At 38.6% G+C, this 14,223-nt stretch carries 15 protein-coding genes and 1 riboswitch; of the genes, 13 read left to right on the top strand and 2 right to left on the bottom strand.

Going from position 1 to position 14,223, the window contains the following annotated elements; translation table 11 throughout:
• The first annotated feature begins 111 nt into the window (after nucleotides 1-111).
• The 4 genes from KHA88_RS16790 (at nucleotide 112) to KHA88_RS16775 (ending at nucleotide 4,178) form a co-directional block, all read left to right on the top strand.
• Entirely contained in the window at nucleotides 112-1,044 is a 933-nt protein-coding gene (locus KHA88_RS16790; protein WP_213099026.1) for an ABC transporter ATP-binding protein, read from the top strand.
• Nucleotides 1,037-2,272, top strand: coding sequence for an ABC transporter permease (locus tag KHA88_RS16785; RefSeq protein ID WP_213122552.1), 1,236 nt, complete (start codon nucleotides 1,037-1,039; stop codon nucleotides 2,270-2,272). Before KHA88_RS16790 ends, KHA88_RS16785 begins: the two co-directional genes overlap by 8 nt.
• A gap of 282 nt (nucleotides 2,273-2,554) precedes the next feature.
• Entirely contained in the window at nucleotides 2,555-3,772 is a 1,218-nt protein-coding gene (locus KHA88_RS16780) for a trypsin-like peptidase domain-containing protein (protein WP_213122551.1), read from the top strand.
• 82 nt (nucleotides 3,773-3,854) lie between these two features.
• A complete protein-coding gene (locus tag KHA88_RS16775; RefSeq protein ID WP_213099029.1) occupies nucleotides 3,855-4,178 on the top strand; it encodes a CHY zinc finger protein in 324 nt (107 codons plus the stop codon).
• An 86-nt stretch (nucleotides 4,179-4,264) separates the two neighbouring features.
• Here KHA88_RS16775 and lipA read toward each other — a convergent pair whose 3' ends face one another.
• On the bottom strand, nucleotides 4,265-5,209 hold the full coding sequence (lipA, locus tag KHA88_RS16770) for a lipoyl synthase (RefSeq protein WP_213099030.1): 945 nt from the start codon (nucleotides 5,207-5,209) through the stop codon (nucleotides 4,265-4,267).
• Nucleotides 5,209-6,045 carry a lipoate--protein ligase family protein gene (locus tag KHA88_RS16765; protein WP_213122550.1) on the bottom strand — a complete coding sequence of 279 codons (837 nt, stop codon included), beginning with the start codon at nucleotides 6,043-6,045 and terminating at the stop codon, nucleotides 5,209-5,211. Before KHA88_RS16765 ends, lipA begins: the two co-directional genes overlap by 1 nt.
• Nucleotides 6,046-6,126: 81 nt before the next feature.
• A riboswitch (TPP riboswitch) is annotated at nucleotides 6,127-6,232 on the bottom strand.
• Between the two features lie 200 nt (nucleotides 6,233-6,432).
• Here KHA88_RS16765 and KHA88_RS16760 point away from each other — a divergent pair.
• From KHA88_RS16760 to KHA88_RS16720, 9 genes are all read left to right on the top strand, one after another.
• Nucleotides 6,433-6,822 (top strand): GntR family transcriptional regulator, encoded by a 390-nt coding sequence (locus tag KHA88_RS16760; protein ID WP_213122549.1) that lies wholly within the window; start codon nucleotides 6,433-6,435, stop codon nucleotides 6,820-6,822.
• On the top strand, nucleotides 6,809-7,720 hold the full coding sequence (locus KHA88_RS16755; protein ID WP_213122548.1) for an ATP-binding cassette domain-containing protein: 912 nt from the start codon (nucleotides 6,809-6,811) through the stop codon (nucleotides 7,718-7,720). Before KHA88_RS16760 ends, KHA88_RS16755 begins: the two co-directional genes overlap by 14 nt.
• Complete coding sequence (locus KHA88_RS16750; protein ID WP_213122547.1) at nucleotides 7,692-8,429, top strand: hypothetical protein; 738 nt, start codon at nucleotides 7,692-7,694, stop codon at nucleotides 8,427-8,429. The genes KHA88_RS16755 and KHA88_RS16750 overlap by 29 nt, the downstream gene beginning before the upstream one ends.
• Entirely contained in the window at nucleotides 8,429-9,130 is a 702-nt protein-coding gene (locus KHA88_RS16745; protein WP_213122546.1) for a hypothetical protein, read from the top strand. The genes KHA88_RS16750 and KHA88_RS16745 overlap by 1 nt, the downstream gene beginning before the upstream one ends.
• Nucleotides 9,131-9,417: 287 nt before the next feature.
• Nucleotides 9,418-9,972, top strand: coding sequence for a hypothetical protein (locus tag KHA88_RS16740; RefSeq protein WP_213122545.1), 555 nt, complete (start codon nucleotides 9,418-9,420; stop codon nucleotides 9,970-9,972).
• Between the two features lie 29 nt (nucleotides 9,973-10,001).
• Nucleotides 10,002-10,736 carry a glucose 1-dehydrogenase gene (locus tag KHA88_RS16735; RefSeq protein ID WP_213108427.1) on the top strand — a complete coding sequence of 245 codons (735 nt, stop codon included), beginning with the start codon at nucleotides 10,002-10,004 and terminating at the stop codon, nucleotides 10,734-10,736.
• Nucleotides 10,737-11,066: 330 nt separating this feature from the next.
• Nucleotides 11,067-12,356: an ABC transporter substrate-binding protein gene (locus KHA88_RS16730; protein ID WP_213122544.1), complete on the top strand. Its 1,290-nt coding sequence runs from the start codon at nucleotides 11,067-11,069 to the stop codon at nucleotides 12,354-12,356.
• 74 nt (nucleotides 12,357-12,430) lie between these two features.
• Nucleotides 12,431-13,375 carry a carbohydrate ABC transporter permease gene (locus tag KHA88_RS16725; RefSeq protein ID WP_213122543.1) on the top strand — a complete coding sequence of 315 codons (945 nt, stop codon included), beginning with the start codon at nucleotides 12,431-12,433 and terminating at the stop codon, nucleotides 13,373-13,375.
• Nucleotides 13,372-14,214 (top strand): carbohydrate ABC transporter permease, encoded by an 843-nt coding sequence (locus KHA88_RS16720; protein WP_213122542.1) that lies wholly within the window; start codon nucleotides 13,372-13,374, stop codon nucleotides 14,212-14,214. Before KHA88_RS16725 ends, KHA88_RS16720 begins: the two co-directional genes overlap by 4 nt.
• Nucleotides 14,215-14,223: the final 9 nt, after the last annotated feature.

The following is a 14,223-nucleotide window of genomic DNA, read 5'->3' as shown; positions in this document are numbered from 1 at the left end:
AATTTGTTCAAAGAATCAGCGCTTATCCTTGGGAGATTTAGCATGTGAAATTCCAAATGAAACCAATTGGGTTTAGATTCGTATACTGAAACAAGGGAGAGGATTAAGACGATGGAAAATATTTTAACAGTCAAAGAGCTAGGGAAATCATTTAAAGAAACCCGCATATTGCAAAACATTTCTTTTGAAGTAAGAAAAGGAGAAATCATGGCGATTCTGGGGCCAAATGGTGCGGGGAAATCAACGACGATCCGCAATATTATGGGCATTATGTATCCGGATGAAGGCAGCATTGTGTTCCATAATCATGTGGAAAATGAAATTCCGCGAAATAAAATTGGTTATTTACCAGAAGAGCGGGGCCTGTATAAAAACGTAAAGGTCATGGATATGATTTTATATTTAGCTGAACTGAAGGATTATCCGATTAAAAAAGCGAAAGAACGTGCTTTGGCATATTTAGCGAAATTTGGCTTAGAAGGAAAAGACAGAGTGTCAGTTGAAGAGCTTTCTAAAGGGATGGGGCAAAAAGTTCAATTTATTGCATCGATCATCCATGAACCGGAACTGCTTATTTTAGACGAGCCATTTTCCGGGCTGGATCCTGTTAGCCAAGAGCTTTTCAAAAAGGAAATTAGAGAACTCGCAAACAATGGAACTGCGATTCTATTATCTTCACATCAAATGAATGTCGTGGAGGAATTATGCGACCGTTTATTTATGATCCATCGCGGGCAAAAAGTCATTTATGGCACGATGGAAAATGTGAAAAATCAATATGCTAACTTCAAATGTACGATTAAGGGGAGAAATGATCTTGCTTTATTAGAAAAGCTTTCGAATGTCCAACGCGTGGAACAGACGGAAGATATATCTATTCTATATTTAACTCAAGATGTCATCGTTCCAGTGTGGTTAAGACAGCTTCCAGAAAACTTACATATCCAGGAACTATCAATTGATAGAATTTCACTTCATGAGATTTTCATTGACGTTGCTACAGATCAACATATATTGGACGAGGGAGGTGCCGTTCATGCGTAACAGCTTAAAGGTAGCTAAATGGGAAATAAAAAGAAATATGAAGAACAAGTCTTTTATCATCTCTCTACTATTAACGCCTGTATTGTTCATGATTTTCTTTTTTGTACCGTCTTTGCTTAGTGGGAATGACTCAGACGAGATTGTGAATGTTTATGTGCTTGATGAGTTAAATGTTTGGAATCAGATTGAAACGGCAGTTGAGCAGCAGGAGCTTACTTGGGATTTGAAAAAGACGGATATAGATGAAGCTTCTATGGAGGGAAAAGCTGCTGCTTCTGAACAAACAGTTTATATTGCGCTTACAGAAGAGGGGCTTGACCAAGGAAAAATAAATATGTATATGAGTGAAGATGTAGATAAAAATTTTCACTATGAAGCTTTTATTCTAGAAGATCCGTTACGCCAAGTACAGTTGGAACGACTTGGTTTAACTGAGGCACAAAAAGAAGTCATCGCAAGCAGGATTGCGATTGAACCCATTTTTGCTAAAGCTGCGGGGGAAGCTGAAGGATCTATTCCCGATACAGAACAAGCTGCAGATCCGCTGAAACGGGCAGTACCTGGAGCATTTGCTGGAATAATATTATTTTCAATTGTGATGACTGGGATGATGATTTTTCAATCTGCTTCCCAAGAAAAGAAAGAAAAGGTAGCGGAAATCATTCTTTCTTCTGTAACACCGACGGAATTAATGCAAGGAAAAATCATGGGTTACTTTGTGCTTGGTATTACACAAGTACTAGGCTGGCTGATTTTTATTATTCCACTTGTGATGTGGAAGTTCGATATTCCTCTACTGAAATATTTATTTGTGCCTGAATTATTATTGCTCTTATTTCTTGCTTTCGCAGGTTACCTCCTGTTTGCCGCCATTTTTGTCGGATTTGGGGCGACTGTAGAAGACATGACAGCAACAAGCAACTTCCAAGGGATGGTTATGATGCTTCCGTTCTTGCCGTTTTTATTTATTGGACCCGTGATGTACGATCCAAGCGGCTTGATTGCGAAGATTGGTACCTTTATCCCTGTAACAGCCCCGGGAATATTGTTACTTCGCCTTTCGCTTTTGGAAGAATGGCCATGGACGGAAATCATCATTTCAATCGTCATCTTGATCATTAGCATCTGGTTATTTATGAAACTTGCTGGGAAAATTTTTAAAATGGGAATTTTAATGTATGGAAAAAATGCTACGCCAAAAGAAATATGGAAGTGGATGTGGGCATGAGTCAAGGATAATTAACCGAACAAACATCTAATCAATCGCTTGATTAAACTAATCAAACGATTGATTAGTTGGGTAGCGGCCGCTATAGCGGGCAGAGCGGCCGGAAAACCAAGCCAAGGGACCTGTTGCCTCTTTGGCTTAGTTTTAGTGTGCGTGATATTTATAAAATCCCTTTTCAATAAATGCTGAATCTTCCGTTAATAATCTATATAAAATGCAAGGAATATAGTACTATGGTATTAGGTGAAATGTTCGGTATTTTATTGGGAAGGGGTGTTAATGATGTTTTGTTCCAAGTGCGGGGCCGAGGGTCAAGAAGGCAGCAAGTTTTGTAAAGAGTGTGGTGAGCCGTTGACAGTATCAGCATCGTCTTTGAAACGTGGGAGACCTTCTTTGTTGATTGCAATAACCGCTCTGATTATTGCAATCATGGGGACCGGATTAGGACTTTTTTTCTTTTTTTCAAATAAAGAGGAGCCGGTCCAGCCAGTGGTAGAAACGGAAAAGTCTGTGCCTGTTACAACAGAGGTGAAAGTTGTTAAGAGTGAGCCACAAGAAAAAACGGTTTCGGAAAATCAACCTAAACCGAAAAGTAAACGGGAAATTATCCAAGAAGCTCAGTCAAAAGTATTTACTGTTTTTACGAGTTCAAGTCAAGGATCTAGTTTTTTATTGAATGCTAAAGGCGATCTTGTGACGAATGCGCATGTGGTAGCAGGATATACAGAAGTCATTGTAAAAGATCAGAGTGGTACTGAATATTCAGGACGAATCATCGGTATTTCGGATCAAGTAGATATCGCTTTAATTCGGGTTGATCAATTGTCCGGAATGGAGCCACTACCAATGGAATTAAATCATACACCCATCGGATCTGAAGTCATTGCACTTGGCAGCCCAAGAGGATTAGAAAATACGGCATCAATTGGTTATGTGACAGGACTAAATCGCGATATTGAGGGCGATTATCATTATGAAAAAATGTACCAAATTGATGCGCAAGTGTCTCCAGGCAGCAGCGGTGGTCCATTGCTTGATGGGATATCTGGAGCTGTGATTGGAATTAATTCAGCAGTTTTGATTGCTGATCAGTCGATCGCATTTTCAATTCCTTTTTATATTGTAAATGATCAGTTGATGGCTTGGTCTCAAAACCCAATGACTGCCGATGCTGTACAGGCCACATTTGATTTCTATGAAGAATATCAAGATTACTGGTTTGATGAAAATGCATGGGAAGATGAATATAATAATACGCCCACTGATGATTATGATGAAGCGTGGGAAGATGAGTACGAGGATGAGTATGAAAATAGTTATCAAGATGATTCCGACTATGATGACGAAGATGATTCCGATTATGACTATGAAGATGAAGATGAAAGTTATGAAGAAGAAGATGATTATGATGACGAGGAAGACCAAGAATACTTTTATGAAGATGAAAATGATGAAGCGGATTACTTTTACGAAGATGACACAGAAGATGGTGAAATGTGAATGCACCCGAGGATGAATATTAGTTAAATATGGTGCATAGAACCGGCGGTTTATACGGGGCTATGGAAAATGAGGGATAGATTTGAATAAGGTTTATGGGAAAACGATTGATAATGAAACTCGCTGTATCCACTATCATACTGAAAAAGATATTATTGCAATTAAATTTCAGTGCTGCGGAAAATACTACCCTTGCTATAAGTGCCACGAAGAGGGTGAAGATCATCCGATTTCGCTGTGGAAGCTGGAAGAGTTTGATGAGCCTGCTATTTTATGTGGTGTATGCAGAACGGAACATACGATCAATCAATATATGACTACTGATCGCTGTATTAACTGCAAATCAGCTTTCAATGAGGGCTGCAAAAATCATTACCATCTTTATTTTGAATACGAAAAAGACTAACCAGACTCGGAAACAATTCGAATTAAGTATGAGGTTCCAGATAAATAGAAAAATCCGCCTTATCGTTGGCGGATTTTTCTTTATGATTAAAACGTAAAATCTACTTCTTTATTTTCCTGCTCTTCAACACCTTGCATATATTTAATCCTGCGCTGGGCTGAAGCTTGGCTTACTTGTTCGTCGGCGTGGTAGGAAGAACGGACGAGCGGTCCTGCTTCACAGTGGCTGAAGCCTTTCGTCATCGCAATATCCTTTAGCTCCGCAAATTCATCTGGGTGGTAATATCGTTCGACAGTTAAATGCTTTTTTGTTGGCTGCAAATATTGGCCAATCGTCATGATATCTACGTCATGCGCGCGCAAATCATCCATAGCTTGAATAATTTCTTCTTTTGTTTCTCCAAGTCCGACCATGAGGCTCGATTTTGTCGGCGTAGTCGGTGCGATTTCTTTTACACGCTTCAAGAGCTGCAAAGAACGATCATACGTTGCTCTAGCACGAACTCTCGGCGTCAATCGTCTTACAGTTTCGATATTGTGGTTGAAAATATCGGGACCACTCGACATTAGGTTTCTTAAACTTTCATAGTCACCTTTCATGTCTGATGGCAAAATTTCAATCGTACAACCAGGAACATCCCTGCGGATAGCGCGGACCGTCTCAGCAAAAACAGCAGCTCCTCCGTCATTCAGATCATCCCGTGCCACTGCCGTGACAACGACATGTTTCAGACCCATGATTTTTACGGATTCAGCGACTCTTGCAGGCTCATTCCAATCCAATTCATTTGGCAGCCCTGTTTTGACTGCACAAAAGCGGCATGCTCTCGTACAAATATCACCGAGGATCATGAATGTGGCTGTTTTACGTTCGCTCCAGCATTCATGAATATTTGGACAGCGCGCTTCCTCGCAAACGGTATTCAAGCCTTTTTCGCGCATTAGCTTCTTTAATCCTGTATACGATTCATTCGTATTAATTTTGGTCTTAAGCCATTCCGGTTTTCTGATGTACTCAGTATTTCTTGCCATTATGAAAGCACCTTCTTCCGATCTTTGAAATTCCATTCATCAGACCTGTATTTTGCCTCTGCTAATTCATGAACCTCTGCCCACTGTGAATCAGTTAGTTTAAGGGGAACCAATTCAAGATTCAATCCATTTTCAAAGCCTTTTGTAAAAGCCTTCGTTGCTATTTCATATGTAATCTTTTCATTCGAAACATCATTCATCGAAATCGCTTTTTCTGAAAAAGCAGATCTCTGCTTTTCTCGTATTTCCTCAGAGGAAAATTTAAATAAATCGAATAACATGTCCTTATCAATACTAAACGGCAGCGATCCATGTTGTAACAAAACGCCTTTTTTCCTTGTTTGAGCATGTCCCGAAATCTTTTTCCCATCGACGAGCATTTCGTAATCTGATGGTCTTTCAAAGCAAACAGCTGTAGAACTTTTCTTGAAATGTTCCTCAGGAATGGAATAGTCTGCAGCAATACCCAGTTCTTTAAATCCAGTCATAATTCCTTTTGATAATGTAAAATATGCTTCCCGAATTGAATCGGATATGTATGGTTTTTGCTCAGAAACGACGAGGCTATACGTGAGTTCATCATCATGTAAGACGGCGCTTCCCCCAGTAAGACGTCGAACAAACTGGCATTGATATTTTTCAACCGCGTTGAAATCAATGGTTCTGTCTACCCGTTGGAAATGGCCAACTGAAAGTGTAGGCTTAGACCAACCATAAAACCTAAGCACAGGTGAAATCTTCCCTTCACTATGCCAATCAAGCAACTTCTCATCCAATGCCATATTGACTGCGGCATCGTTGTAACCAGTATGAAGCAGACCCCATTTGTCTTTCATCGTCATCTCAACCCCTTTAAAAAAATAAAAAGACCGCATCCCATTAGGAATGCGGTCAGATTGTATGCCAAATAAAAGCTGCATACGACGACCACACTTCCCCACGCTAGTATTACCTAATTCGGGTGCAAAGAGTCAGAACATATGTCTTCTCAGCCGCAAAATTGCAGCTCCCCCAGTGTGTAAATAACATTTTCAATTGGTTATATGGTAACGAAAGCAATCATTAATGTACAGTGATAAGCCACTAGATATATAGATTTATTAAAATTTTCAAGTTTTAGTGGTAGAACGAGTAGTATTTTTAAAATTTATATTGTTAATTTTTCAAAAATAACATATACTACATTACAACACTAATGCACTATGTCGGGAGGAGGTAAATGTATGATCTTAAATACGGATGGATCGAAACCGATTTACGTGCAGATTGCAGAATGGCTGGAAAATGAAATAATGAGCGGCAGTTTTAAGAATGATGACAAAGTCTATTCTCAATATCAGTTGGCGGAAATGTTTAATATTAACCCAGCAACTGCAGCAAAGGGGCTGAACATATTGGCGGATGAGCAAATTCTGTATAAAAAGCGCGGGCTCGGCATGTTCGTTGCCGAAGGAGCAAAAGAGAGCATTCTTAACAAAAGAAAAAACGAAACTTTAAAGGGACTCATTCAAGAACTAGTGTTGGAAGCGAAGCGCTTAAGTGTCGGTGAAGACGAACTAGTGGAAATGATTAGAGCCGAAAACGAGGGAGGTAAGAACAATGAAAGTCATTGAATGCACAAATGTTACTAAAAAGTATGGACGGATAAACGTACTCGACAAGATGACATTTTCGATTGAAGAAAATAAAATGACAGGATTAATTGGCCGAAACGGCGCAGGTAAAACAACATTATTAAAAATTCTATCTGGATTTATTCGTGAAACATCAGGTGAGGTGCAAGTTTTCTCGGAGGGTCCGTTTAATAGTTTATTTGTATCGGCAAATAGCATTTTCATTGATGACCAAATGACGTTCCCGCCAGCTCTTAATCTAGCCGAGATTCTTGAGGAAGCGAGCCGCTTTTATGAAAACTGGGATGCAGAACTCGCACAGGGAATGTTTGACTATTTTTCATTTAATCCTCATCAATATCACAGAAATCTTTCTAAAGGATTAATGAGTACATTTAATATGATTATTGGGCTATCTGCCAGGTGTGCACTGACTATTTTTGATGAGCCAACGACTGGAATGGATGCTTCGGTTCGGAAAGATTTTTACCGTGCCCTATTAAAAGACTATATTGCGCATCCGCGCTCGATTATTATTTCAAGTCATCATTTAAATGAAGTCGAGGATCTTTTAGAAGACCTACTGCTCATTAAAGATGGGAAAGCTCATCTCCATTTGCCGATTTCAGAATTGAAAGAATGGGCAATCGCTCTACAGGGGAAAAAATCCACAGTTGCTGGGTGGACAATGGGGAGAGAAGTTCTCCATGAAAAACAAATGGGACCCAGCAGTATTTATTCAGTAGTTAAAAATGACTTTACCGAGGCGGACATTCAAAGTGCGCGGCTAGATGGACTTGAGATTACTTCAGTTTCTTCAAGCGATGTCTGTGTGTACTTGACGAGTAAACATAAGGGGGGAATCGATGATGTCTTTAATCGAAATGAGTCTATCTGATGTAGTTAAAAAACAATTTTCCTTCAAGTTAAAAGCTTATTTGGGCGTGTTTAGTTCACTGATGTTCATGCAAATCCTTGCGATTTTTTTCTCTCTATTAGGGACTATGTCTACCTATCATGGCAGTTCTATCGTGTCAGTGAATTTTTCTTATTTTTCAGCAGATACAGTCATTGTTTTCACAATGCTCTGGGGCTTTATGTCGGCTATTTTAATCACAACAAAAGCGACAAGATACGATGATTTTGCCTTCGTTGCGAACCGTGTAAGCAACAATGTTTCCAATACACTCTTTTTGGTAGCGGCAAGTGCCATCGGGGGGATTACATCCATGTTGTCAAGTTATCTTATTAAGTTGATCGTCTATTTTATAAAAGATATTCAATATGGGGCTAATATGACGCCTAAAGAATTATTAATCGGGTTTGCAGCGGCGAGTTTATATGTGCTGTTATTTAGTGCTCTCGGTTATTTAGTTGGCATCTTCATTCAAATGAGCAAAGTATTTGTCATTTTATTACCTGCTCTACTTGTTGGATCATTTGTTGTAAGTGCGGTAGGTGACAATGGCGATTGGCTTTTAGCAATATTTAATTTCTTTGTTGCAGAGTCGTCACTACTTATCTTTTTTATAAAAAACATTGTATTATCGGGACTGCTTTTTAGTTTTTCTACGGTCTTGTCGAATAGATTGGAGGTTAGAAATTGATGGCGATCATTCCACTGTTAATCATTATTGCGATTGTTGTATTACCCTCCATATTGATTATGCAAGGAGTGAATTCAAGCAATAAACGTATAAAAAGTAAACGGTTGATAAAGACATTTTTAGGCTGCTATCTTGCCATACTACTTCTTTCCATTGCACTCTACGGTTTGCTTCCGACAAAGGCATCTCAAGTTGTAGTAGTAAAAGAGAAAGAGGCGGATCAAATAACTGATCATTTATATACGGACATTTTTAATGGGAAAATACAAAAGGTCGATCCTACTTTTATAAAAGACAAATGGACACGGGATTATAAGGGAGAAAAGCTGAAAATTGTCCAAACTGAGGGATTTTTCGAAGGAACAATTGTTGTTGAAAGAAAACTTGAAAACGACGGGGAAATAGAAGGAACCTACTATGCGAGTACAATTGTGGGCGGAATCGATGTAACGAAAGAAATTGAACCTGTCAGAGTAAGATTGGTAGGGAGTAAACTGGAACTAGCAGGAATGCCGGAGACGGTAAATCTAGAGTATGCGATAAGCAAAAAAGAATTTATCGTCAATCAATTTACTGGCGAAAGCTTTGTTCAAAGTGATTCGGATGCTTACAGAGACTTCCAGGTGCTATATTTACGCATACCAAGAAACCTCGATCTTATCGATGAACAAGACATGCCGATTCACTATGTTGGACACTGAGTGGAACTTTATGGAGACAGTCGCGTGTTGAATGTTGTCGAGCGGCTATTGATGATATGATGAGGGCCAGTAAATGCTCGTGACGGCTCATAAAGGAGTGAACATGGCCAATAAACTTGTACCGACGACTTATAAATACACCACAAAGGCCAATAAAATATCGGCATATAAGCTGGTAAGACCCAGTTATACTGCTTATGAGTGTGGAAAAACATGCAAAAAGAGAAAAACGATGCGCTGATAGTGAATGGTGATTACAACTCTAATCGAAAAGGGGTGGGATAATAATGAACAGTATTAAGGTAGTGATGCCAGTTGTGGCATTAGTCATTGTGTTCCTATTGGGGAATTGGCTTTTTCCTTTTTCAATGATTAGTTTTAATAAATCCTACTCATATGACCAAGATAATGTATCTGGAAGAGAGTTTCTGAAAGAATATAAAGTTGCAAAGGCCTTTGCAAAAGAACAAGAAACAGATAAAGTTTCCATAGCTGTCCTTGATTTTTATCACACGATTGATCATTCATATATTATAGAACTAGGTAAACAGTCCATCTCAAAGCAAAGTTTATATTCATTACAATTAGCACTAGAGCAAAACAGAAAATCTTTTATGAAATTATTAGCAGACAATAATGTTGACTTATCAATAGACTCAAAGCAAAGTTTATTATTTGCAATAAATGAGATAGAAAGTACTGAAAACCAACTCAAAGACTTGCAACAGCTGCCTCTTAAGAGGAGCGATCTCAGAAGATCTATCCGCAACACGCTTGTTACCTTAGAATTTGCTTGTGAGTTAACGGATCACTTTTATCATAGTTATATAGATCAGAGATAATCTTGAAAATTAGTCGGAGGTGTTATCAGATGCTAAATCAAGTCGTAATCATTACTGGAGCCGCAAATGGAATAGGTAAGGAGATTGCAAAAAAGTTTGTGGAAAAACAAGCCAAGGTTGTCCTTGCCGATGTAGATGCGGAAAATGGAGAAGCTGCTGCAGCTGAGTTAAGTCCCGAGGTCCTGTTTATCAAAACCGATGTTCGGGAAAATAACGACGTCATCGATTTAATGAAAAAAACTGTCGAGCACTTCGGAAGAATAGACATATTAATTAACAATGCCGGTAAAGGGATATCCCGTTCACCTTATGACTTGAAAATAGAAGAATGGGACGATGTCATTGATACCAACTTACGAAGCGTGTTTCTTTGTTCGCGTGAAGCTGCAAAATATATGCGTGAAAATAATGAGGGAGGATCGATTGTGAATATTGCATCTACTCGCGCCATTATGTCAGAAGCAAATTCTGAAGCATATGCAGCTTCAAAAGGTGGTATTCTTGCGCTTACTCATGCGCTCGCAGCTTCTCTCTCTAACGACAGAATAACCGTAAATGCTATTTCACCGGGATGGATTGAAACGGAAGATTATGCCGCATTAAGGCCTGAAGACCATGCCCAGCATTTTTCAAAACGGGTTGGTAAACCAGCGGATATTGCAAGAGCTTGCCTATACCTCACGGATCCACTCAATGATTTTGTGACAGGCATTAATTTAGTGGTGGATGGTGGAATGACACGAAAAATGATTTATGAGGAATAGTTAAAAATAGGCCCTCATGTTTAAAAAATACATGAAAAGGTACTTTCTTTTTCGTGTATTTTTATTTATATTAAGAAACCGGTTTCCTTTTAAAGTGAAAAATTACTCATAATATGTTGATTTTTCTAAAATCCATGTATATAATACATTTAGGAAACCGGTTTCTTTACTAAGTGTTTCTGTAATTTTTACATAATTAGGGAAGCGGTTTCTTCTTTTCGAGTTACTAGATTCACAGATATACTAACTACACTTGGAGGTGGATCCGGGTAAAACTGGCAATATATTTAACAAATATACTTCTTTAGAAAAAATAGGGGGAAAATACTAATGAAGAGTTTTAAAAAAGGGATAATAATTGCTTTGACTCTGCTTCTATCGTTTTCACTGGCTGCATGTGGAACAAGTAAAAAAGAAAGTGGCGGAAGTGGAAAAGATGAAAAAATTACTTTGAATTTTTGGACATTTGGCGCAACTAACTATGAAGAATTGGCAAAAGAATATGAAAAAGAAAATCCTAATGTAATAGTTAAAGTAAAGGCTTCTGAAACTGCTGAACATCACGACGCATTATTCACGGCATTATCTGCTGGAAGCGGTGCGCCGGATCTGGCAATGTTAGAACTAGATCAGTTTGATCGTTTTAAAGCTGCTAAAGACCGCTTTGAAAATCTATACGATCTTGGAGCGAAGGATGTCCAAGGTGAATACCTGGATTGGAAATGGGCAGGCGGCGAGAATGCTGAAGGTGACTTCTTATTCGGAATGCCTACGGACATTGGTCCAAAAGCACTTTATTATCGGACCGATATTTTTGAAGAAGCAGGATTACCAACTGAGCCTGCAGAGGTTGAGGCATTAATCAACTCACCTGAAGAATTTCTAAAAGCTGGTTTGCAAGTGAAAGAGAAGACTGGGAAGCCATTTGTGGACAGCATTGAAATGGCGTATAGAGCCTACTTGGATGCGTCGGTAGATACGTATTTAAATTCCGATGGCGAGCTATTGCTTGAAAAAGAAGGAAATTCAGTTAAAAAGGCATATGACTATGCTGTAGATTTGTACAAGCAAGGAATTGTTGGGAAATTTGAAATGTGGACTCCTGAATGGGCGAACGCTGTTAATAAAGGTGAATTCGCGGCTGAGTTAGGTGCTGGTTGGTTAAAAGGATGGATGGAAGGAAATGCTCCGGATGCAGTTGGCAAGTGGAAAGTAGCTACGCTTCCTAAGGAATTTGCTGCAAACTGGGGTGGATCTTATATCGCGATTCCAAATGAAACAAAGAATGCCCAAGCAGCATATGACTTTGTTGAATGGTTGGTATCTCCTGAGAATCAATTGAAATCATTCGAAGCAAAAGGATTATTCCCATCTGCTCACTCTGTTTATGAAATGGAAGAATTTAAAACCAATGAAGATGAGTTCTTCGGTGGCCAAGTTTCGTCTTCTGTGTTTGCCGCTGCGGCACAAGATATTACTGGTGCGGTCTATAAAGGAGAAAAATACTTCCCTGTACACCAAGAAGTGGTGAATGCTCTTCATAACGTTAGAGATGGCAAAGATCCAGAGAAAGAATGGAAAGCAGCCGTAAAACGCTCTAAAGACTTAATTAGTCGTTAATTTCCAAAGCAATCTTGAGATATGGTGTCCCCAGGGCACCATATCTTACTTTCAAGTGAAACGGGGGAGTGAAAATGGTTTCGTTAAATAAATCCGAGAAGATAAACAAGAGGTTTATTTCAGAAGAAAAGAAAGATATGATATCAGGGTATTTGTATATTGCACCTTTTTTCATTATTTTCGCCGTGATCGGTTTGTATCCAGCTATATTTAGTATGTTTTTAGCATTTCAAAAATGGAACGGTTTAAACCCTATGGTTTTTGTCGGATTGGATAATTTTAAGGTAGTCCTGACAGACCCGCTTTTTTGGAAATCGGTTTATAATACAATTATTATTGGGTTAATGGGAACAGCACCACAATTAGTCATAGGTATTATTCTTGCTTTTTTATTAAACCTATCGTTTCTGCGTTTTAGAAATTTCTTCAGAGTTACCATCTTTATGCCGTATATTACGTCAATGGTTGCAGTAGCTCTTATTTTCAGTGTGTTATTTAGTAATCATGAAACATCGTTGGCGAATTACGTATTAGGTGTATTTGGATTTGATCCAGTAAATTGGGGAACATCAGAGTGGGGTACGAAAATTGCCATTTCCATTATGGTGTTTTGGAGATGGGTCGGATACAATACAATCATATATCTTGCAGGTATCCAGAGTATTTCGAATGACCTTTATGAAGCTGCAACAATTGACGGAGCAAACAAATTTCAGCAGCTACTCCACATTACATTGCCTTTGCTAAAGCCATTTATCATCCTAACCGTTTTCTTCTCAACAGTTGGAGCATTACAGCTATTTGCTGAACCAACCGTATTCCTAGGGGCAGGCGCCTTTACAAGAGATGAAGCAATGACTGTAGTTATGTATTTATATCGTGATGCTTTTAAATTACAATCATTTGGTACAGCCTCTGCTACAGCGATCATCTTATTGTTTATCATCGTCGTTTTCGCTTCTATTAATACACTGTTGACATCAGGGATCGGCAGAAAGAAAAGAGGTGCAAATGGATGAGTAGAGCAGCTGAAATGAAGAGACTGTCATTTGGAAAAATCCTTATTTACTCATTTTTAGGCATTGCATCACTGCTATCCTTGTTTCCATTTTATTGGATGTTTGTGATGGCTTCACGCCCGAGTTCTGCCTATAACTCCATTCCTCCAACGGTTACACCTGGGAATTTATTGGTAGATAACTTTCAGAAGGTATTAAATCAAATTGATTTCTTTCATGCGATGTGGAACACCTTTATTGTGTGTGCAACAGTTACACTAGTTGTATTATTTATCAGTTCACTAGCTGGGTTTGCTTTTGCGAAATTTAAGTTCCCTGGTAAAAACGTGTTATTCCTAGCTATTTTATTAACAATGGTTATACCACCGCAATTAGGATTAATTCCTCAATACTACTTAATTGCTAAAGCTGGTTTGCTAGATACATTACAAGGTGTAATGATTTTATTCTTTTTAAATCCACTAGGTATTTTCTTAATGAGACAATATGTAAGTGACTCAGTACCTGACGAACTGATTGAAGCGGCTAAATTGGATGGATGCTCAAACTTTAGAATATACCGGAGTATTGTTCTGCCGATTATTTTGCCGGCTTTTGCTACATTGGGTATTATTGTCTTTACTGCAGTCTGGGGAGAATTCCTATGGCAGTTTACAGTATTAAGGGATCCGGAAATGTATACAATCCAAGTTGCTTTAGCATCACTAAGTAATACTCATAATATTGACTTTGGAATGATATTATCAGGTGTTTTCTGGGCAACTGTACCATTAATAATCATCTTCTTGTTTTTCAATCGGTTATTTATTTCGAGTATTACAGATGGTTCTGTAAAATAATTTAGTTGT

This window comes from Lederbergia citrea (assembly GCF_018343525.1).
Classification (GTDB): domain Bacteria; phylum Bacillota; class Bacilli; order Bacillales; family Bacillaceae_C; genus Lederbergia; species Lederbergia citrea.
Note: the sequence above shows the minus strand (reverse complement) of the source record. Positions and strands in the feature narration are given on the sequence as shown.